The following is a 19,903-nucleotide window of genomic DNA, read 5'->3' on the forward strand; positions in this document are numbered from 1 at the left end:
TCTCTTCAATGAACTTCTTAATCTTTAACTCTTTGTTTTGGTAATAAGTTTACTGAAATACCAAAGAAAAACCCCAAAGAAGTCCGATCGTAAATCTATAAAAACAACAATGAGCCAACCCTGACAAAACAAAGCGGGTGTTTGCCAAACCAACATAACAATAAAAGTGCGGCCTAGAGCTTCCCTCTCTAGGACCAAGTTATAACGATCATCAACGTGATTCACCGGAGAACATCATGTCCGAAAATAAACGCAGTACGATAGGCAAATTTGCCCTACTGTCTATGACCTTCGCGGCGGTATACAGCTTCAATAACATCATTAATAACAACATCGAGATCGGCCTTTCCTCGGCTCCGATGTTCTTTCTAGCAACCATCTTTTACTTTGTGCCATTTTGTTTGATCGTTGCAGAGTTTGTGTCACTGAATAAAGACTCTGAAGCGGGTGTTTACTCTTGGGTTAAAAGCTCTCTAGGCGGCCGCTGGGCGTTTATTTCAGCTTACACCTACTGGTTTGTTAACCTGTTCTTCTTCACCTCTCTGCTCCCTAGAATCATCGCTTACGCGTCGTATGCGTTCTTAGGTTTTGAGTACATATTCACGCCAATGACCACCGCAATTCTAAGTACTATTTTGTTTGCGGTCGCGACTCATATCTCGAATAACGGTGCGAAATTACTGGGCCCTATCACCTCACTAACATCATCACTGATGCTGCTGCTAACGATGTCTTACATCTTGCTATCTGGCGGTGCTTTGGTAGGCGGTATCGAGCCAGCTGACCCAATCACCATTGAAGCCATGACACCAAGCTTCAACTGGGCATTCCTTGGCGTAATCACTTGGATCTTCATGGCGGCAGGCGGTGCAGAATCGGTCGCGGTTTACGTTAACGACATCAAAGGCGGTCACAAGTCTTTCGTTAAAGTCATCATCATTGCCGGTATCTTCATCGGTGCGCTTTACTCGGTAGGATCTGTGTTAGCAAACGTGTTTGTTTCGCGTGAAGAGCTTAAATTCACAGGCGGCTCAGTTCAGGTATTTGAAGGGCTAGCAAGACACTTTGGCCTGTCTGAAATCTTGATGAACCGTTTCGTTGGTGTGGTTTCATTCACGGCGATGCTGGGCTCTCTGCTGATGTGGACAGCAACACCGGTTAAGATTTTCTTCTCTGAAATCCCTAAAGGTATCTTCGGTGAGAAAACGGTCGCTCTAAACAAACAAGGCGTTCCAGAGCGTGCGGCTTGGATTCAGTTCTTGATTGTGATTCCACTGATGTTCATTCCGACACTGGCGTCCGATACGGTTCAAGATCTGATGAGTACCATTATCAACATGACAGCTGCAGCATCGATGTTGCCACCGCTATTCATCATGATCGCGTACCTTAATTTACGTTTGAAGTTGGATCACTTACCTCGTGATTTCAGAATGGGCTCACGTATGACAGGCATTACCGTGGTCTCGATTCTGATCGGCATTTTCACTGTTGGCTTCTTTGCGTCAACCTTCCCAACAGGTGCTGACATCATGACCATCATCTTCTACAACGTGGGCGGGATTGTTATCTTCCTTGGCTACGCGTGGTGGAAGTACGGAAAATATGAAAAAAGCTTATCTCCAGAAGAGAAAAAACTAGAAGCAAAACCTGAACCGGCGAACGCTTAGTTTACCCTGCACTCTGATTTAAACTTCAGGCACTCGCATTTAAACTTCAGGCACTCGCATTTGGTGAGTGCCTTTTTATTTGTCGGTACATTTCCACTAACCATCTCGATTAAATCAAAGCCATTCAAGAATCAAAACATTCGAACCAACAATCTAACCACCCATCAAACAATTCACCTCCCGAATACTTACAACCCTAGCCATACCTCTGCAAATTCAACTGAAAGTCAAAATAAAAACAAAGTAAATATTTACTAAAAATAGATCACACTTTTAAACTTAATTAATTTTAAACATCAAAATTATCATTAATATTGGTTTTGCGATCGTAAGTAACCTGACCAATACGCCTTGAAGAGCACCCCATATTAGAAGTCAGAACTGCTTGCGAACCTTCATTTATAACCCCGACACAGAAGTGATTAAAATGAAAAGTAGTTTTACTAAAAACACTCTTATTACAAGCTGTATTCTTGCTGCCTTAAGTACCACTGCCCACGCGGAAGAGTCCGCAGCAAACCACAGTGATACTCAGCCTCCTCAGACAGAAACTGAAACCCTATTTAACTTTTATGGTGAGCTTGGCCTTGGTGGTCACGTGGCACTCGAAGGTGATGATAAAGGCCGCTACGCAGACGGTACTTACATTGAAGCTGGCTTGGCTATCGAGCACGGTAATTGGTTTGGTCTTGCTTATATGGAGGGCTGGACAGTACAAGCCGATGACGAAGGCAATGCTTGGGCAACGGGCCACGGCTGGGGCGGTTTTGAAGGTGGTTTCAACCGCTTTTACGCTGGCTACCGCACAGATAACAAAACAGAATTCATGATTGGTCGTATGGACTCTTCATTAGATGACGTTCAATGGTGGGGTGACCCTACGGTTGAATACGGCTACGCGATCTCAAACACGCGAGACGTGCACCTTGGTGTGAAGATTCAAAACCTAGAAGGCAAGCTTCGCTACAGCGTTTCTTTCGCGCCAGAGTCTGACTTCTCGGAAGACGATGCTCTTGTTCACTTCGGTAAATACGACAGCTTCGCAGACCAATGGAAAGATAAGAACGCCATGGTCAATGGTTACCTTCAATACGATCTGACCGACGACTTAACCCTAATGGGTGGTGGTGAAGTTCGTAACAACGATGGTGGTGAACTATTGCTATTGGGTGCTGAGTACAAAAACTTCGCCACTCGTGTTTGGCACGATACAGATAAAGGCAACCAAGAGTCTTTCGGTAGCGAGTCTGGTATTCAAACCAGTGCATGGTACGAAGCGGCACAAGGCGTTTACCTATCTGCAGCCTACAACTACGCAAACTTTGACGGTGACAATGGCGACAAAGAAATCACCTCTTACATCAATGCTGGCGTTTGGTATGAATACGGCAACGGCGCGTTTGCGACTGCTTTCGATAGCCGCTTTGGCGTAGGCAGCGACACTGAAATCGGCGACGCTCAGGTGTTCGCAATGCAATACTTCTACTGGTAATAACAGGAATTGATCATGAAACTGAATAAATCATTCGCAGCTCTCGCTATCGGTGCAGCCCTTGTCGTTACTGGTTGTGCTTCAAACTCAATCTCTGGCTCAGGCTCAGGCTCTGACACAGAGCAACTGCAAGCCAACGAATTTAAAAACGTTATCGACCGTACTGGCTCACCTGAATACATGCGTGACTACGACTTCGATGACCACCAACGCTTTAACCCATTCTTCGACCTAGGTGCATGGCACGGTCATCTGCTGCCAGACAGTGCAGAAGGCATGGGCGGATTCCCAGGTACAGCACTGCTTACCGAAGAATATATCAACTTCATGGCTGATAACTTCGACCGCCTAAGCGTGTTCAAAGACGGCAAAAAAGTGGCTTTCACTATGGAAGCTTATAGCCTACCGGGCGCATTGGTTCAGACGCTAAAATCTGACGATGTGACCGTAGAAATGACGATGCGTTTTGCTTCAAACCGTACCTCTCTGCTAGAAACAAAAATCACTACCGACTCACCGGTTGAATTAGTGTGGGATGGTGAACTGCTAGAAAAGACGCACGCCAAAGAAGGCGTGGCACAAACCGACAAAACAATCGCTGAAACTTACCCTGAGTATGACCGTCAAATCGTCGCAACCGACGATGGCCTAAAGGTGACCTTCGGTAAGGTTCGTTCGACATGGGATCTACTGACTTCTGGTGAGTCTGAATACCAAGTTCACAAGTCGATTCCAACGAAAACCACGGTTGATGGTTTAGCGTTTACTTCAACGGCAAACATTGAAGCATCGACGACTATCTACACCACATACTCGCATGTTCTAACGGCAGAAGAAGCGCAAGCGGAACAGCCTGAAATCAAAAAGATCATGGCAAACCCTACCGACTTCTTAGCCGCATCAGCAGAACGTTGGGAAGGCTATCTTGAGATGGGTTTAACCAACCCGAACGCGACACCAGAGCAAGAGCGTGTTGCGGTTAAAGCGATGGAAACCCTAAACGGTAACTGGCGTGGCGCTGCAGGTGCGATGGAGTTTGACTCTGTGACACCATCCGTGACGGCGCGTTGGTTCTCGGGCAACCAAACTTGGCCTTGGGACACATGGAAGCAAGCCTACGCAATGGCTCACTTCAACCCAGATGTAGCGAAAGATAACATCCGCGCGATGTTCGCTTACCAAATTCAGGCTGACGATGCCGTTCGTCCTTGGGATGAAGGTTACGTGCCCGATCTACTCGCTTACAACCTAAGTCCAGAACGTGGCGGCGATGGCGGTAACTGGAATGAACGTAATACCAAACCAAGCCTAGCAGCATGGGCAGTAATGGAAGTCTATAAGACCACCAGCGATGAAGCTTGGCTCGAAGAGATGTATCCAAAGCTAGTGGCATACCACGATTGGTGGCTGCGCAACCGTGACAACAACGGCAACGGCGTACCTGAATACGGCGCAGCACGCGATAAAGCACACAACACGCCTGAAGGTGAAATGTACTTCACCGTGGTTCGTGGCGATAAACACGAGACAGTTATAGGCCAAACTGCACTGGATAAAGTGATTGCTGAAGGTAACTACGATTACATCGAAAGCCCAGCACAAACTGCCGCGTCTTGGGAGTCAGGTCGTGACGATGCAGCCGCATTTGGTTTCATCGATAAAGACCAGCTAGACGCGTATGTGGCGAATGGCGGCAAGCGCAGCGATTGGGATGTTGAGTTCGCTCAAAACCGCGCTGAAGATGACACGCTACTGGGCTACTCACTACTGCAAGAATCTGTCGACCAAGCAAGCTACATGTACAGCGATAATAAGTACCTAGCAGAAATGGCTGACATTCTAGGTAAAGACACAGAAGCGAAAGAGTTCCGTGAAAAAGCTGAGCACCTATCGAACTACATCAACACCTGTATGTTCGACGAAGGCACTAACTTCTTCTATGACATTCGTATTGAAGACAAGCCTTTAGCCAATGGCTGCGCAGGCAAACCGATTGTCGAGCGTGGTAAAGGCCCTGAGGGTTGGTCACCACTGTTCAACGGTGCAGCAACACAAGCTCACGCTGATGCCGTGGTCTCTGTGATGAAAGATACCTCAGAGTTCAACACCTACGTTCCACTGGGCACAGCAGCGCTTTCTAGCCCAGCATTTGGCCCAGATATTTACTGGCGTGGACGTGTATGGGTAGACCAGTTCTACTTCGGCCTAAAAGGTATGGACAGCTACGGCTACCGTGACGATGCGATTGAAATGGCAGGCGCATTCTTCGACCACGCCGATGGCTTGGTACAAGACGGTCCTATCCGTGAGAACTACAACCCGCTAAACGGTGAACAACAAGGTGCTCCAAACTTCTCTTGGAGTGCTGCCCACCTATACATGTTATACAACGATTTCTTTACTGACGCAGAGTAAGTAAAAACCTATACCTGTCTTCTGAAATTCAATGAAAATCTAACCTCATAAATTTCAGACTTTGGCACTCAGTTTCTCGCTGAGTGCCTTTTTTATATCTGAAGTAACGTAAGCGAAAAACAAGCACTTAGACCATTTGGCCTACCATGATCCTTTTACTCTGTTCGTTGTACTCAGCTAACACAGGCAAGCTTTTACTCACAAAAAGCAAAGAGTGCTCTTGCTATGAAATCCCATTCAAAAATTTCATCACCCTCACTGAAATATTGAATTCTGAAGACTTATTCGAATTTTATTTATCCTTATTAGCCTTCCGGACATTAATTTGATAGTCGTTTACTAAATAATAGCTAAACTATAGTGTCGCCTACCCCTTTTTTGAGAAAACCTAAATGCCTAATGCTGATTCCACCCTAAACAAACGTATGGGAATCGTTGCGCTCACCTGGCCAATTTTTATCGAAGTTCTTTTAAGAACCGCACTCAACACCAGTGATGTATTCATGTTATCGGGATACTCGGACAAAGCCGTGTCTGCCGTTGGTGTTATTTCTCAGATATCCTTTTTCCTGATCATTGTCTCGACCATGGTCAGCAGTGGTACGGGTATTCTAATCGCGCAATACAATGGTGCTTCCCGCACTCAAGAGAGCGCTCACGTGGGTGTAGCAAGTATCATTCTGGCCATTATTGCCGGTGTGCTACTGAGTGTGATTGCCGTTCTTGTTGCTGAATATTTTATCCCGCTTTATCAACTCGAACCTCAAGTCGAACAGTACGCGCAAGAATACCTGTTCATCAGTGGTGCTCTCACCTTCAATGTAACCATAGGTGTGGTTCTCACCACTATTTTGCGCAGTCATGGCTATTCAAAGTCACCGATGGTGATCAACATGATTGCAGGCGTTATCAACGTATTCGGTAACTACTGCGCCTTATATCAACCTTTTGGTTTGCCAGTATACGGCGTGCAAGGGGTTGCGACCGCGACCGTCATTAGCCAAGTGATCGGGATGTTGATCTTGATTGGTGTGGTCAGAAGCAAAGGGATTGATCTACCAGTGAAGCAGTTTAAATCTGTGCCTAAAGCCATCTATCAAAAAATCATTAAGATCGGCTCGATGAACGCAGGAGAAGTGCTCTCTTATAACATGGCTCAGATCAGCATTACCTTCTTCGTGGTACAGATGGGCACATCTTCACTGACTGCGTTTACTTACGCACAAAACATCGCTCGTCTCTCTTTTGCATTTGCACTGGCAATTGGTCAAGGCAGCCAAATCCAAACAGGCTATTACATTGGTAAGGGTTGGATCGACGAGATCACCAAGCGCGTGCAACGTTACTTTGTGGTTGGCTTTATCGCCTCAACTGCGATTACCTGCATGGTTTATGTGTTCCGTTTCGAAATTCTCGATCTGTTCACGCAAGATCCAGAGATCATTGCGCTAACGGCTGCACTGATTGCAGGTTCCATCATTCTTGAAGCTGGTCGAGTATTTAACCTGATCTTTATCTCTTGTCTAAAGGCTGCTGGCGACATTAAATTCCCGATCAAAATGGGTATTCTCAGCATGTGGGGCATTGGGGTTGCCATGAGCTATTTGCTTGGCGTGCATTGGGGTTATGGCGTATTGGGGGCTTGGATGGCAATCGCGATGGACGAGTGGTTCCGTGGAATCATCATGGCCTATCGCTGGCGAGCTAAGAAATGGACTCGATTCTCTTTTTAGGTTGTTGTTGATACGTCGAAATTTATCTCGACCAAAAGAAAAAAGCGCTAGGGGGAGCTAGCGCTTTTAAGACCAACTAAGTCCGTTTAGCCTGGTAGATTTTTAAGCTATATCATGAGGATATAACCAATTTTTTTACTTAGGTAAATCAAAAAGCCTATTCTTTACGACTGCCTTGAGTCGTAAATTAAGTATAGTCGGGTTCTTATAATAAACCGGATTTTTCTAAAATTAATTCATATGAATTTGACGATTAACCGACACAATAAACTATTCGGAAATCACAGATGAGATCGCATTAGTAATCAACTTTCTAAGTAGTTTATTTTTATCATCTAAATGCTTTGCCTTTCTATAAACAAGCTGGATATCAAAATCTGGAACATCAATAGGTGGCTTCACAGCTAGTAAGGTTTCTTCACTATCAATATCCTTGCGCGCGACTAGCTTGGGGACAATACACAATAGTTCTCTGCCACGAATGAGTCGTTTAACAGTTAAAAAGTTACTGGAAGATATCGCGACTTTCCGGCTTAAGCCGAGTTCACCTAAACGAGTGTCCACTCCCGTCTTTAAAGCCCCTGCAGGGGAAACAAGCGCGTGCTCGACAGCAACAAATTGTTCTAGCGACATCGGCTCCTCAATAGATAGAACCGATTGATCAAGTAAACAAACATGTTGCTCCGTATACAAATGCTTTGTTCGATATTGCTTTGGTACCTCACCAAAGCTGCCTATCGTCATATCAAGCTTGGCATCGTCAAAGACTTGCTGATAGTTAGATCGATTTACGTTGAACAACGCAATTTGAGAATCAGGAGAGGACTGTTTAATGAGATCAAACAACACTGGAGCAAACATCTGCTCGGCATAATCGGTAAGACCAATCTTCCAACTGCCTTTGTAAGTTGTTGCATCAAATGATTTAGAGAGTAGTACTTCAGATTGAATGGTATTGAGCAAGGCATCTACAGTACTGGATAATTCAATCGCTCTATCCGTTGCTTCCATCTTGCTACCTACCCGTTCAAACAGAGGATCATCAAACAACTTTCGAAGTCGTTGAAGGCTATGACTCATTGCAGACTGACTGACATAACAGCGCTCAGCCGCTTTACTTACACTGTTCGTTTTGTATAACGCTTGCAGAGCTATCAATAAGTTAAGATCGATACCTTTCCAGTTAAAATCAGCCATCCAGAAGAACCTATTTCATTAATAGTTATAATTAAAACAATTAATTTGAATCATAGTGCAAGTCACCATAAATTACGCTAAACATTTATCTGGAATCGATCATGCTTTCAATTTTTAAAACCTTTTTCTGGCTTGGCTGGATTAGCTTCGGTGGACCAGCGGCACACATTGGCTACTTCCGTAAAACCTTTGTTGAGAAACTGAATTGGCTATCCGACGAAGAGTACGGGCAAATTGTCGCCCTCAGTCAATTTCTGCCGGGCCCAGGTTCAAGTCAGGTTGGCTTTGCGGTTGGCTACAAGAAAGGTGGACTAACAGGTGCTATTGCTGCATTTGTCGGCTTCACTTCCCCATCTGTGATTCTGATGCTGATATTGGCGTTAGTCAGCAACCAACTATTGGAAGCACCACTTTTCAATTCAATCATTCACGGGCTTAAGTTATTAGCAGTAGTGGTTGTGGCTGATGCAACCTTTGGTATGTACAAGAACTTTTGCCAATCGAAGATAGCAACCGCATTATGTGTGATTACCGCGATTGTTCTGCTACTGATTCCAGGCATCTGGCCTCAAGTTTTAGTGCTTCTATTTGCAGCGATGGTTGGCAGTAAGTTCTTGACGTCTCAAGAGCTCAAAACGATACCTTCAACGCAAAAAATATCGGTAACGCCTCTCGTGATTTTTGTTGCTTTGCTGGTTGGTCTGCCTCTATTCAGTGCTTACTCTCAAGGTATTGAAGTGTTTGGCCTGTTCTACCAAGCAGGTAGCTTAGTATTCGGCGGCGGCCACGTGGTACTTCCGTTGCTACAAAATGGTATTGGTGACCAACTGTCTCAAGATGCCTTCCTAACAGGTTATGCAGCAGCACAGGCAGTACCAGGGCCTATGTTTACACTTGCGACTTACTTAGGTTATGTATTGATGCCATCGGCACCAATCACAGGCGCACTACTCGCAACGATTGCCGTGTTCTTACCAGGCTTCTTATTACTACTAGGTGTACTGAAAAACTGGCAAGCAATTGCGAGCAAACCTCTGGTTGCTGGCGCTCTTACTGGTGTGAATGCGGCAGTTGTAGGTCTACTACTTGCAGCCCTGTATCAACCTATCTTCACAAGCGCAGTGAGCAGTGGCATAGACTTCGCTCTGATCATTGTTGGCGTGTGGCTATTGAAAACAATGAAGATGCCGATTGTATGGATGGTAGCTCTGTTTATTGCAATAGGGTTTGGACTCGGAGTCATTTAATATAATGCCCACTAATTCTAATTAGTGGGCATTATAATTTTCGGATTATGAGACCGTTGAGATAGTGGTTATTCTTCTATCTGTGTAGAGGCTGGACTGGCATCGTCTTGGTTAAAAGACTCTGGGGGAATATACACATCAGCACGTCTGTTTTGAGCTCTACCTTTTGAGGTTTTGTTACTTGCGATTGGCTCAGACTCACCCAATGATTTCAGGGTCATTTTCTCTTTTTCAACACCGTAAGTGAAAAGCTGTTTAGACGTACTTTGAGCTCTCTCTAGCCCCAACCCTTGGTTGTAAGCTTCACTGCCCACCCAATCGGTATGGCCTTCAACGGTCACTAGGTAGTCATTGTCTGCGAGATGTTTTGCCACATCAGCAAGCACTTCACGAGCAAGAGGGGTCAGATAATAACGATCAAAGGCGAAGTTAACACGAGCAACGAGCTGCCCTTTGTCACTATCGAAGCTAGCAATACCAAGGTTTGATATATAAGTGAGACAATCACTAGGATCAGTGATCAACTGTGAGCGCTTAAGAAGCTCCCACTTGAGAGCTGGATCATGACTTCCCTCATGAATTTGCCAATAGCCATCACGATGACTAGCCACCCCTTGAACTTCACCAATTTCGATGGTGTGAGAATACTCTGAAAAAGTATTCCCACAATATTCTACTACCTGATCACTAATCTCCTGCCCATAACTAGAGAAAGAAACAAGCATACCTATTGTTAGCATTGTATTTTTCATCTTTACTCACCCGTATAGTCTCGATACACCAGTACCTCGAGATCCTTTCTCAATTAAATTTTGAATACGTTCAATCAATTCTTCGCGACTACGTACATCGATAATATCTTCATCAGGATTTAAGACACACTTCTGAAATCCATTTTGTTTAGTCGCATCAAAATCAACACCTATAACACCTATATACAGGCTGCCATTCTCAGATTGAAAGTGCTCTCTTGCAGCATTGCACATATTGGCATCAACTAAGTCGGGTAAAATACTCGTATATGGATATTCTTGACCATCACTCAAAATAATCATAATTTTGACTCTTTGACTGTATTCATCAATCTCCTGCTGACTAGCCGAATTACTTGGCATGCCATCATTAAGTACTTGAAGCCCTCTTAAAATACCTTGATATGAAGCCGTATTGCCTCCTGAATTCATATCCTGCATTTCTTCAATCAAATCAGAATCACTGGTAAGAGGAATCACATAGTGACCTATGCCATTAGTCATCGTCATTGAGCTATTGTAAATAACATTAGTATCCGCTCTAAAGTCAAATTTTAAATCTGTATTATCTCTTTTATAGTTAAACATATCATCAACAGATTTCTGATAATCTATATACTCTGGTATTTCAAGACGTCTAGATTTAATATTTAAAACATCCAACACTCTCTTAGCTTGTTTGTGCTGATTATTATTCCCAATATTAGGGCAATCAAATATATCATCGGCACAATCTTCGACTTCACTTAATGTTCTTTTTGACCAAAAACGCCAATTGACTTTTTCATACGTTTTAGAGGAAACAGAAGAGTGGTAATCACTTCTATACCTCAACTGACTTCCTGAGAATAAATTGTTATTAATTTTATCCTGAACTCTGAGGTTAAAAGGAACAATCGCTAGACGGTTAAGCACTGTAGAATCACCTTCACGCACAACCAAAATATTATCAGCAAGATCTGAAACAGCTAGTTTGAGAGTTTGAATCTTTGTATTTACATCACCACTTGCCCCACTCCAATCCCGATTCATTGATCCTGAAAAGTCAGTGACTAGCACAATGTCTACTAATTTATCACCTAGATAGTAAGGATATTTCGCGGCGAGCGCTGAGCCTGCAAGCTTTTGATTTTCATCGAATGAGGGAATTAAATTACTCGCAAACCACGAATTATGGGTAGTCACTGCTGCAACTTCATATTGAATTTTCTCGGTATCATCATTCGCCGCAGTTGGCTCCTCATAAGTCCTTACTGTCGTGATATCTATATGCTCGATACTACGCACATAATCATCAACATATCGAGTCGCTAAAGCATCTGCTTCATTCGATTTATCATCAATTGTTATTGCAAGGGCAGCAGCTTGTGCAGCATCTCTCAAACGACTTGTTTCTTGTATATATCGAGTTCCCTCGAGTGCAAAAACTGACACGCCTAACAAAGGTATTAACGTCAGTCCAAGCCAAATTGCGGCAATACCTCTCTGACGATGAGGACCGCGATTAAATGTATTTGGGTTTATCATATCTACCTCCCAACCATCACCGAACTCGATGAAATGGTTATTTCTGATAAATTAGCAATCCCCAACAAACGTGCAAACCAAGATGAATTACTTTCACATAATGACACTTGGTAAAGAGGGAAAGAGACTCCGTTCTCTACAGGAACCAAAGCCTCTTTCGATGAAATTAATGGTACATTACAACCTAAGTTGTTGAACTGGTCACTTTCGAATGAATCAATATTTGCAGCAGAGCCATCGTGCATAGCTTCAACTCTCAGCGCTACGCTTTCTGGAGCTGTGTTTAGCAGACGAGCGGCAATAATGACCATTTTGTCTCTATCATCACCAGTTAAGATGACATTTTCATCATAATATCGAGTGCGCTCTTTCATTACGTTAACCAGAGCAAAACTCACTCGGTCGAGCTTTGCTCTAACCAATAACTTATGACTCACGTCACTCATAAAATAAAATATGGCTATAACGACAAATAAAATGAGTGCTAACTCAATGGTAAAGGCGCCACGCTGCAGTGTTGAGTTGCGTTTTTTTCGAAAGCCTCCATTATTTGTTAATTCCGATATGTTCATCTAACACTCTCCCAACCCTCGTGCTCGAGAGTAAGTAACACTGAAGATGAAATGATTTCAGAATTTCCACCAAGCAAAGGTAAAATAGGTTCATATTGATAACTCAATGATATTTCGGCAAAGGAATATCCCGAATCATCAATCAGCATATCGCCATCATTACGATAATTATCAGATAAAAGATCCTCATAACTCACATAATATTTGCCTGCCATTGAAAAGTTATCAACAGGCGTCAGTGAAGACCATAATTTACTTTCATCATTCATCACGTTGAAAAAGCTGGTATTATAACTGGTGTATGAATTATCTCCCTGAAAAACAGTCGTTGACCTAACCGATTCTCTGAGCGCAAACTCAACCAAATTTGAGACGTAAATCCGATACGCCATTTCGAATATCATTACCGTCGCCGTGATGAGAATGATGATGCCTAAAGCCACCTCGACGGTTAGAGACCCCTTAGCATACTTGACTATTCTTCTCATATTGAACTCCCAGCGCCTGAAGATAGGCGTCTAGACATGGTTGTAACTTCATTGATTGAATAACTACTACCTAAAACATCACTGGCTTGTTTAACGTGACCTAACTTAATCAAAGCAATAGCTAAATTTGCCTGAACTTTTTTATTTTTAGGATCAGACAAGTACAATGGAAGTAATAAATCAATCACTTCTTGATATCTTCCATCAGCAAACTTAATCAATGCCAAATTATTCTTTATCGCAGTATCATTGTAACCTTTGATTCTGGCATTATTAAAATATTTCTCGGCTAACTCATAATCTCCATTCATGCAGTGAGATATCCCCAATAGAACATCTACTTCTGCCGTATTATTTCCCAACTCAATAGAACGTAGATAAGACTCTACCGCCAAAGCATCGTTATGATCTGCATTATAAACTTGACCTCGTAATTGAGATAACTCCCAATTAACCACTTTCAAGCCTAAAAGATAATCACTATAAAACCTTGCTGATTCGATATCACCCTTATCAAAATAAACTTTAGCTAGCTCCTGCATAGAAACTGTATCGTTGGGTGATTCTTCAAGCTTACCTTTATAATAGTTAACTAAACCATCATAATTACCCACTCGCTCCATGCTATCGACTTCATTGTCTAGACTTAGTTCAGATTGACTTGAAGAGCAGCCAATTAACGACACCAATAAAAGAGTAAAAATAAAATATCTAGCTCTCATAATTCACTCCTAAACAAGTCCCATCTGGACGACTCCAGGTGCTAAAATTAAGATGACAATAGGCATCATAATAAGTAAAATCAAAGGTATACTCATTTTAGCGGAGAGTTTCCCCATCTTTTCCTCAACGGTAAGTAACTGCATTTTACGCATATCCTCAGCCAAATCAGATAAGATCATGGAAATAGAAGATCCGTATTGAATATTTTGAATAATAGTCAAAACAAAGCTCGACATTTCAGGGGAAGGAACGCGTTCAGACAAGTTGTATAAAGCTTTATCGATACCCTGAATCTTGCCAAAGTCTGACGTTTTTTTTATCTGATAGCATAAATCACGATCAAAGGTTTCTAGTTCCTTTGACAAATAGGCAAAAGATGCCTCTATTGTCATACCGGTCTGCACACAAACAGACATCATATCTAGTAAATAGGGAAGATTTATCGAAATCTTTCTGACAACCGCCTTTTGCTTTAAACTTAAGATAAGGTCAGGGAGGAGTACAGCTGTGATCACACTAACAACCACTAATATAAACTTAGTTTCTATAGCAATGTCCGCTATCCAAACAAAGAATAAGAGAACCGCGAAAAATAAAACTTTAATTGGAAAATAATAAATAGCCAGTTGAGGGCTGTGAATACCAGCATCCCTAACTTTCTGCTCTAACTCCCCTCGGTATTCTTTACCAAACTTGACAATAAATGAGTTAATTCTAGATGATCTATGCTTTTTTTGTGTTGCGCTTAGCAGAAATTCTATTCTTTTTTCTCTCTTCAAATCAACTAACATATTAATTGCCATATACAAACCAAAAGCAAAAACAAATAGTATAATAATAGTATTCATAATTTCACCCTTTTAACAAGAAGCCACACTATAAATAAACCTAACAATTCACTACCTAACACATAATAAAGTATCCATTGACCTTCTGGATCATGGAGAATAAATTTAATATTGTCTGGGTTCAAAAAATTTAGCATTATTGCAAAACACAATGGTATGGCTGCCACTATTTTTGCTGATATCCTCGCTTCAGATGTCATCGCCATTTTTTTTCTTTCCATTGCACGAGCATCGACTAACACTCTAATCAACCTAGCTAATACTCCCTTAAGTTGGCCTCCACGATTCAGATTGGCTCTTATTGCAATCGTAAAAAAAATGTATTCAGGGTAGGGAAAGACCTCACAAGATCGCTTTAAAACATCCTCAGAATTTTCACCTAGACGAAGTCGGTCACCCATTAACTTAAATTCTCGCCCAACTTCACCATCCATATTCCCCCCAACGAATATAAATGCCTGCATCAGGCTTTCACCAGCAGTCACCGCACTCATTAATATATTCAGAGCATCAGGAAATGTCCGCTGAAATGTTTTTCTTCTAACCGTTTTAAGCCTAAAGTAACCGAAGAATAATAAACACAAGATTGAAACAATCATAATAAACATTGAACGAATATAGAAAAAATGATAAATCAAATAATAGGATATAAAAACACTGAAAATAACATAAAATAAAACAATTAGTTTTGCTCTTGAACCTAATATTCCTATAGTTGGATGTAGGTCTCTTCTAATACTTCTCCAACTTGCTCTAGGCAGCAGTCCACTGATATCAATCACCGAAATATCATCTTCTTTTTGCGTTTTTTTCAATTTTGGAAAATAATTAACCACTTTTGATTTTTTATCATCAAAAAGTAAAAATATGGCAACCCCAAATAAAATAAAAGATATCCAAATGATCATGTCCCTACCCCTTTAAAGGATTCCATCAGTTCATTATATAAACCGAAAAAATGGGCTTTTCGTACCAAGTGAGATCTCTGCATGATACCTTCTGTAACAAACTTGCCTTTTACATTCTCACCATAATTGACTTCATCATATTGGAAGGAAAATATCTCTTCCATGACAACACTATCCCCTTCAATTCCGACAATTTCTGAGATGCTTGTTACTTTTCGAGAGCCATCTCGTAAACGGTTCACTTGCACAACCAGTTCAATTGAGCTGACGATAGCCTTACGAATAGCATCCAATGGCTGGTTTAAGTTTGCCATCATAATCATAGATTCGACTCGGCTGATAGCATCTCTTGGTGTATTAGCATGTAGGGTAGACATAGACCCTTCGTGACCGGTGTTCATCGCCTGCAGCATCTCAAACGCTTCTGAACCACGACACTCACCAAGAATAATGCGATCAGGTCGCATACGAAGCGCATTAATCACCAAATCTCTCTGTGTCACTAGGCCAGTACTTTCAATACTCTTAGTTCGCGTTTCAAGTCGAACTAAATTAGGCTGTTGAAGCCGAAGTTCAGCAGCGTCTTCTATTGTTATCACCCTCTCATCATCACTAATATAATGTGATAAAGCATTGAGTAACGTTGTTTTACCTGAACCTGTACCACCAGAAATCAAAATATTTAACCGACAACGAGAAGCAATCGATAGCGCCCTTGCCATATCTAAAGACATAGAATTAAATTCGACCAAAGATTCCATCGTGATATTTTGCTCACGGAACTTACGAATAGAAATCGTCGTACCATCTAAAGCAATCGGAGGAATAACGATATTTACTCGGCTACCATCTTCGAGTCGGGCATCCACTGTAGGGGATAGCTCATCAACTCGGCGACCAACTCGAGAAGCGATTTGTTTAGCAATATTGAGAAGTTGGTCTTCATTGACAAAAGTAATATCTGAACGTTCCAATTTACCGTACTTTTCATAAAATACTTCATTTGGGCCATTAACAAGTATGTCAGTTATCGAAAAGTCTTCAACAAGCGGTTGAATAGGTCCTAATCCAAATAGCTCATCTAGCATACTTTTAACAATACTTGACCGCATCATTGCCGTTACTGGACGCTCATTATTGCTAGAAAGTACATCAACAGCACTTCTAACTTGTCCCTCTAAATCATTGCGATTCATGGTTTGAATCGCTTCGACATCAAGCGCTTCAAAAATCTGAGTGCGAAAAGATATATATAGCTCTTTAGTTGTGCTCATCGTGCCACCAGTCTATTTAACCAACCCTGATGTTTTTGCACTGATTGACCATTTATTAAGTTTGATAGGTCCTCAATTGTTTTACGAATGCTTTTCTCATGTTTATGAGCTCGCTTACCTTCTACGATTAAATGAGACAGCCTTTTACAATAAGGCATATCAATATCAACTTTTGATTCAAGGTATTTTGTTATATCACCTTGTCCAATAACGAATGTACTCTCTGGTCTATGATGGTTGGCTAAAGTTATAATTCGAGTGCGACGACTTTGTGACACTTGATTTTGTTCGAGTGCTGATAGCAATGTACGTGCATTTCTTACTGATGAAACGGAAGGTTCTAGGACAACGATGATTACATCATAAATTTCTATTAATGCATGCGGGGTAATTTTAAAATCGATACTTCCAGAAAAATCCTCGATAATAAAATTAGCACTTCTATTTAATAGTTCACATAATGTTTGATTATAATCATAAATGAATTTTTGGTCTTGCTCTCCTTGCAATGACAGCAGTCTAAAATTTTTCCTCACTTGCGTTAAATAACTTAACGCTCCGTCATTATCTAATTCGTGAATTGGGACAGAATATTCATCAATCAATCTAGATTGAAAATTTTCCAAACCAATTAACACATCGATATTTGAGTCACTGTATTGGTGATCGACTAATATTGTATCAATACTTTGCGTAGATAACATTGAACTCAACTCAGTGGAAATCAGAGAAGTACCTACCCCACCTTTACTACCCACAACAGCAACGCGCTTTGCCTTACGCTTTTCACTCACACCAGAAAAAGATTCTAAATTTGCTTGAACATTTAGTATAAAGTCAGAAAATTCAAACTTATTAATAGGCCAATATAGATAGTAAAATCCCATTTCTTTTAATTCACGAAGCTTAACTATAGAGTCCTGCTGTCCTATAATGATCAGCCCTTTTCGGGTAGGAAGATGACTAGCGAAATTTTGAGCATCGTCCGCCATTGTTTCTGAGTTACATAACTCCAGTAAAACAATGTTTGATTTTTGTTCTTCATAGAACTTTTTATTTACATCCGTGTTTTTAATAAATTGTGGTTCATCCCAACCTTCAAATTGAAACATTTCTTTTACGAGATCAACGCACTCCTGCGATTGATACACTAATACGCAATCAGATGGACCATTATTAATGCCTGACAAATCTTCCGAAGCTGCGGACTCTTTCATTGTTTTAACTAAATCAAACATTATAATCCCTCCACGAGCCTTTCCTTGTGAATAACCTGCCCCACTCTTGCCGCTTCCACAAAACAGTTTTGGCTTACATCAACACCTTCTACAGAAGCAAACTTACATTTTTCCTGTAATAGAGAGTGGTAGATCACTGTAATTTTAAGATCTTTGTCTAATTCGATATTTTTATGCACACTGAACGCCTCAGCAGACAGTGGTAACTTTTCAAATTCATTCACAACATTGTCAATCAAATTTTTTGAATTTCTATTCCTATACTCAAACTTATAAGAGGCTCCGGGATCTATATCGTTAACTTTAGCGATAAGATTACTTAACTGCTCTTTGGTTTCAGGAATAGATTTGACACTAAATTTATAGATATGAGTCTCTGGGTAGACTAAGTATTCACTACCTTTGCCATTAAGATAACGCTCCGCGCAACCCGAGATAAGAAACATCATGACCACTATTACAATTAATTTCTTCATTGTATAAATCCTCCTTGAGATAACAGTTCAATTGTAGGATCACTACCACTGTTTGCTTCAGCTGGAGAATCGATATTGAGCCAACGATGAAATGTAGAAGTCTTATGCATTTGAGGCAGCTGTACCTTCTTACTTTTTATTGGTTGAACCAAATTCACTGTCGCGACAATTAACAATTCGGTTCTTCTTCTATCTGTCGAAGATTTTCTAAATGCCGCGCCTAAAATTGGAATATCACCTAGTAGGGGGGTTTTCTGTAACTCTTCCAAGTCAGAGCTACTCATTAGCCCGCCCAGTACGAAACTGTCACCATCACCCAACTCGATCGTCGTCATGGCTCTACGCGTTGCCAATTGTGGAACCTCAATGCCTGCCGCTCGAATATACCGCTCGACTTCGCTCACTTCGGGAAGCAACTGCATACGAATACGCTCTTCGCTCATCACATTGGCCGTCAAACTCAAACGAACACCGAACTCTTTAAACGTAATATTTATATTATTGTTCGTGGTTACGATTACGGGAATTTCCCCACCGACTAAGAAGCTCGCGGACTCACCGGAAATAACGGTCAGATTTGGTTCTGCTAAAATTTGCGCGACATTTTCATTGCCCAATGCTGTAATAACAGTTGTAAGGTCAGCAGCGTCGAACTGTTGGAATAGAAACTCTCCGACACCCGCCCCCACGCTTGACCAATCAACACCGACTGTCTGCGCAAAATTTTCAGTTACTTGAGCGACCGAGATTTTGACGTTAACCTGCTGCGCTGTTGCGACCTCAAGTAGCTCTAAAATCCCATCCCAAGTCATATTTCTAGCAAAAACCATATCTTGTGGTTCTGGAATATCGATAAGATCGGTTTCTATTTCAAGCAATCGAGTCGCTTCATACTTTGCGACTTTCTCACGCCCCAGTAGGGTTGCGACCATCCGATATATATCATCACGCTGCTGGTTAGAATCAACCACACCGCTTACCGCAACTTGCATTCCGACGGACTCTAGCTTAATGTCTAGCTTTGGATAATGGAGTTTAATCTGGCGACGAACTTGGCTCAGATCCACATCGACGATGATTTTCTCGGACAATAGTAATTTATTGTTTTTGCCATAGATTTCGAGTCGCGCTTGCCCCACTTCTTTCGCAAAAACGACAATTGTTTTTTCATCGATAACATTATAATCGGCTATATCTGGTGCGCTAATAAACACTGTTGTGATCGTTTCATTGAGAGAGATATGCTGTCCTTCAAATTGAGTAATATATCGCTGTGAAGCGAATACCATTGAGTTTATCAACAGCAGATTCATCACTAATACCCATCTCGTTATCTTTGCTGT

Annotated in this window: 17 protein-coding genes; 5 read left to right on the plus strand and 12 right to left on the minus strand. The window is 41.7% G+C overall.

Annotated elements, in window-relative coordinates:
* Window positions 1-236 precede the first annotated feature (236 nt).
* The 4 genes from AB4486_RS04505 (at window position 237) to AB4486_RS04520 (ending at window position 7,310) form a co-directional block, all read left to right on the plus strand.
* A complete protein-coding gene (locus AB4486_RS04505; RefSeq protein WP_017069519.1) occupies window positions 237-1,670 on the plus strand; it encodes an amino acid permease in 1,434 nt (477 codons plus the stop codon).
* Between the two features lie 427 nt (window positions 1,671-2,097).
* Window positions 2,098-3,162: a protein YgjJ gene (gene ygjJ, locus AB4486_RS04510; RefSeq protein WP_004734431.1), complete on the plus strand. Its 1,065-nt coding sequence runs from the start codon at window positions 2,098-2,100 to the stop codon at window positions 3,160-3,162.
* A gap of 15 nt (window positions 3,163-3,177) precedes the next feature.
* A complete protein-coding gene (ygjK, locus tag AB4486_RS04515) occupies window positions 3,178-5,577 on the plus strand; it encodes an alpha-glucosidase (RefSeq protein WP_372116572.1) in 2,400 nt (799 codons plus the stop codon).
* Between the two features lie 392 nt (window positions 5,578-5,969).
* Window positions 5,970-7,310, plus strand: a complete 1,341-nt coding sequence (locus AB4486_RS04520) for an MATE family efflux transporter (protein WP_372116574.1) — start codon at window positions 5,970-5,972, stop codon at window positions 7,308-7,310.
* A gap of 270 nt (window positions 7,311-7,580) precedes the next feature.
* Here the strand turns inward: AB4486_RS04520 and AB4486_RS04525 are convergent, their stop codons facing one another.
* A complete protein-coding gene (locus AB4486_RS04525; RefSeq protein ID WP_017060808.1) occupies window positions 7,581-8,507 on the minus strand; it encodes a LysR family transcriptional regulator in 927 nt (308 codons plus the stop codon).
* Window positions 8,508-8,608: 101 nt separating this feature from the next.
* Between AB4486_RS04525 and chrA the strand changes: the two genes are divergently transcribed.
* Window positions 8,609-9,754 carry a chromate efflux transporter gene (gene chrA / locus AB4486_RS04530; protein ID WP_372116576.1) on the plus strand — a complete coding sequence of 382 codons (1,146 nt, stop codon included), beginning with the start codon at window positions 8,609-8,611 and terminating at the stop codon, window positions 9,752-9,754.
* 68 nt (window positions 9,755-9,822) lie between these two features.
* Here chrA and AB4486_RS04535 read toward each other — a convergent pair whose 3' ends face one another.
* From AB4486_RS04535 to AB4486_RS04585, 11 genes are read right to left on the minus strand one after another with little or no spacing between them, the layout of a single operon-like run.
* Entirely contained in the window at window positions 9,823-10,506 is a 684-nt protein-coding gene (locus tag AB4486_RS04535) for an OmpA family protein (protein WP_372116578.1), read from the minus strand.
* A gap of 6 nt (window positions 10,507-10,512) precedes the next feature.
* Window positions 10,513-12,033 carry a pilus assembly protein TadG-related protein gene (locus AB4486_RS04540; protein ID WP_102428923.1) on the minus strand — a complete coding sequence of 507 codons (1,521 nt, stop codon included), beginning with the start codon at window positions 12,031-12,033 and terminating at the stop codon, window positions 10,513-10,515.
* A gap of 2 nt (window positions 12,034-12,035) precedes the next feature.
* Window positions 12,036-12,605: a tight adherence pilus pseudopilin TadF gene (gene tadF, locus AB4486_RS04545; RefSeq protein ID WP_102428924.1), complete on the minus strand. Its 570-nt coding sequence runs from the start codon at window positions 12,603-12,605 to the stop codon at window positions 12,036-12,038.
* Window positions 12,602-13,093: a TadE/TadG family type IV pilus assembly protein gene (locus AB4486_RS04550; protein WP_102428925.1), complete on the minus strand. Its 492-nt coding sequence runs from the start codon at window positions 13,091-13,093 to the stop codon at window positions 12,602-12,604. The genes tadF and AB4486_RS04550 overlap by 4 nt, the downstream gene beginning before the upstream one ends.
* Window positions 13,090-13,815 (minus strand): lipopolysaccharide assembly protein LapB, encoded by a 726-nt coding sequence (locus tag AB4486_RS04555; protein WP_102428926.1) that lies wholly within the window; start codon window positions 13,813-13,815, stop codon window positions 13,090-13,092. The genes AB4486_RS04550 and AB4486_RS04555 overlap by 4 nt, the downstream gene beginning before the upstream one ends.
* 9 nt (window positions 13,816-13,824) lie before the next feature.
* A complete protein-coding gene (locus tag AB4486_RS04560) occupies window positions 13,825-14,664 on the minus strand; it encodes a type II secretion system F family protein (protein WP_017060815.1) in 840 nt (279 codons plus the stop codon).
* Complete coding sequence (locus AB4486_RS04565; protein ID WP_372116647.1) at window positions 14,661-15,569, minus strand: type II secretion system F family protein; 909 nt, start codon at window positions 15,567-15,569, stop codon at window positions 14,661-14,663. The genes AB4486_RS04560 and AB4486_RS04565 overlap by 4 nt, the downstream gene beginning before the upstream one ends.
* Window positions 15,569-16,846: a CpaF family protein gene (locus AB4486_RS04570; protein ID WP_102428928.1), complete on the minus strand. Its 1,278-nt coding sequence runs from the start codon at window positions 16,844-16,846 to the stop codon at window positions 15,569-15,571. Before AB4486_RS04570 ends, AB4486_RS04565 begins: the two co-directional genes overlap by 1 nt.
* Entirely contained in the window at window positions 16,843-18,084 is a 1,242-nt protein-coding gene (locus AB4486_RS04575) for a hypothetical protein (RefSeq protein WP_017060818.1), read from the minus strand. Before AB4486_RS04575 ends, AB4486_RS04570 begins: the two co-directional genes overlap by 4 nt.
* On the minus strand, window positions 18,084-18,560 hold the full coding sequence (locus AB4486_RS04580) for a hypothetical protein (protein ID WP_017060819.1): 477 nt from the start codon (window positions 18,558-18,560) through the stop codon (window positions 18,084-18,086). Before AB4486_RS04580 ends, AB4486_RS04575 begins: the two co-directional genes overlap by 1 nt.
* Complete coding sequence (locus tag AB4486_RS04585) at window positions 18,557-19,873, minus strand: type II and III secretion system protein family protein (RefSeq protein ID WP_372057959.1); 1,317 nt, start codon at window positions 19,871-19,873, stop codon at window positions 18,557-18,559. The genes AB4486_RS04580 and AB4486_RS04585 overlap by 4 nt, the downstream gene beginning before the upstream one ends.
* Between the last annotated feature and the right edge of the window lie 30 nt (window positions 19,874-19,903).

It is taken from the genome of Vibrio sp. 10N.222.55.C6 (assembly GCF_041473395.1).
GTDB lineage: Bacteria > Pseudomonadota > Gammaproteobacteria > Enterobacterales > Vibrionaceae > Vibrio > Vibrio crassostreae_C.

Excerpts from the sequence above, each read along its gene's own strand:
- ygjJ (WP_004734431.1), top strand. The coding sequence starts at position 2,098 with ATGAAAAGTAGTTTTACTAAAAACACTCTTATTACAAGCTGTATTCTT.
- AB4486_RS04535 (WP_372116578.1), bottom strand. The coding sequence starts at position 10,506 with ATGAAAAATACAATGCTAACAATAGGTATGCTTGTTTCTTTCTCTAGT.
- AB4486_RS04570 (WP_102428928.1), bottom strand. The coding sequence starts at position 16,846 with ATGAGCACAACTAAAGAGCTATATATATCTTTTCGCACTCAGATTTTT.
- AB4486_RS04505 (WP_017069519.1), top strand. The coding sequence starts at position 237 with ATGTCCGAAAATAAACGCAGTACGATAGGCAAATTTGCCCTACTGTCT.
- AB4486_RS04575 (WP_017060818.1), bottom strand. The coding sequence starts at position 18,084 with ATGTTTGATTTAGTTAAAACAATGAAAGAGTCCGCAGCTTCGGAAGAT.
- tadF (WP_102428924.1), bottom strand. The coding sequence starts at position 12,605 with ATGAACATATCGGAATTAACAAATAATGGAGGCTTTCGAAAAAAACGC.
- AB4486_RS04540 (WP_102428923.1), bottom strand. The coding sequence starts at position 12,033 with ATGATAAACCCAAATACATTTAATCGCGGTCCTCATCGTCAGAGAGGT.
- AB4486_RS04550 (WP_102428925.1), bottom strand. The coding sequence starts at position 13,093 with ATGAGAAGAATAGTCAAGTATGCTAAGGGGTCTCTAACCGTCGAGGTG.
- AB4486_RS04560 (WP_017060815.1), bottom strand. The coding sequence starts at position 14,664 with ATGAATACTATTATTATACTATTTGTTTTTGCTTTTGGTTTGTATATG.
- ygjK (WP_372116572.1), top strand. The coding sequence starts at position 3,178 with ATGAAACTGAATAAATCATTCGCAGCTCTCGCTATCGGTGCAGCCCTT.
- AB4486_RS04585 (WP_372057959.1), bottom strand. The coding sequence starts at position 19,873 with ATGAATCTGCTGTTGATAAACTCAATGGTATTCGCTTCACAGCGATAT.
- AB4486_RS04555 (WP_102428926.1), bottom strand. The coding sequence starts at position 13,815 with ATGAGAGCTAGATATTTTATTTTTACTCTTTTATTGGTGTCGTTAATT.
- AB4486_RS04520 (WP_372116574.1), top strand. The coding sequence starts at position 5,970 with ATGCCTAATGCTGATTCCACCCTAAACAAACGTATGGGAATCGTTGCG.
- AB4486_RS04580 (WP_017060819.1), bottom strand. The coding sequence starts at position 18,560 with ATGAAGAAATTAATTGTAATAGTGGTCATGATGTTTCTTATCTCGGGT.
- chrA (WP_372116576.1), top strand. The coding sequence starts at position 8,609 with ATGCTTTCAATTTTTAAAACCTTTTTCTGGCTTGGCTGGATTAGCTTC.
- AB4486_RS04525 (WP_017060808.1), bottom strand. The coding sequence starts at position 8,507 with ATGGCTGATTTTAACTGGAAAGGTATCGATCTTAACTTATTGATAGCT.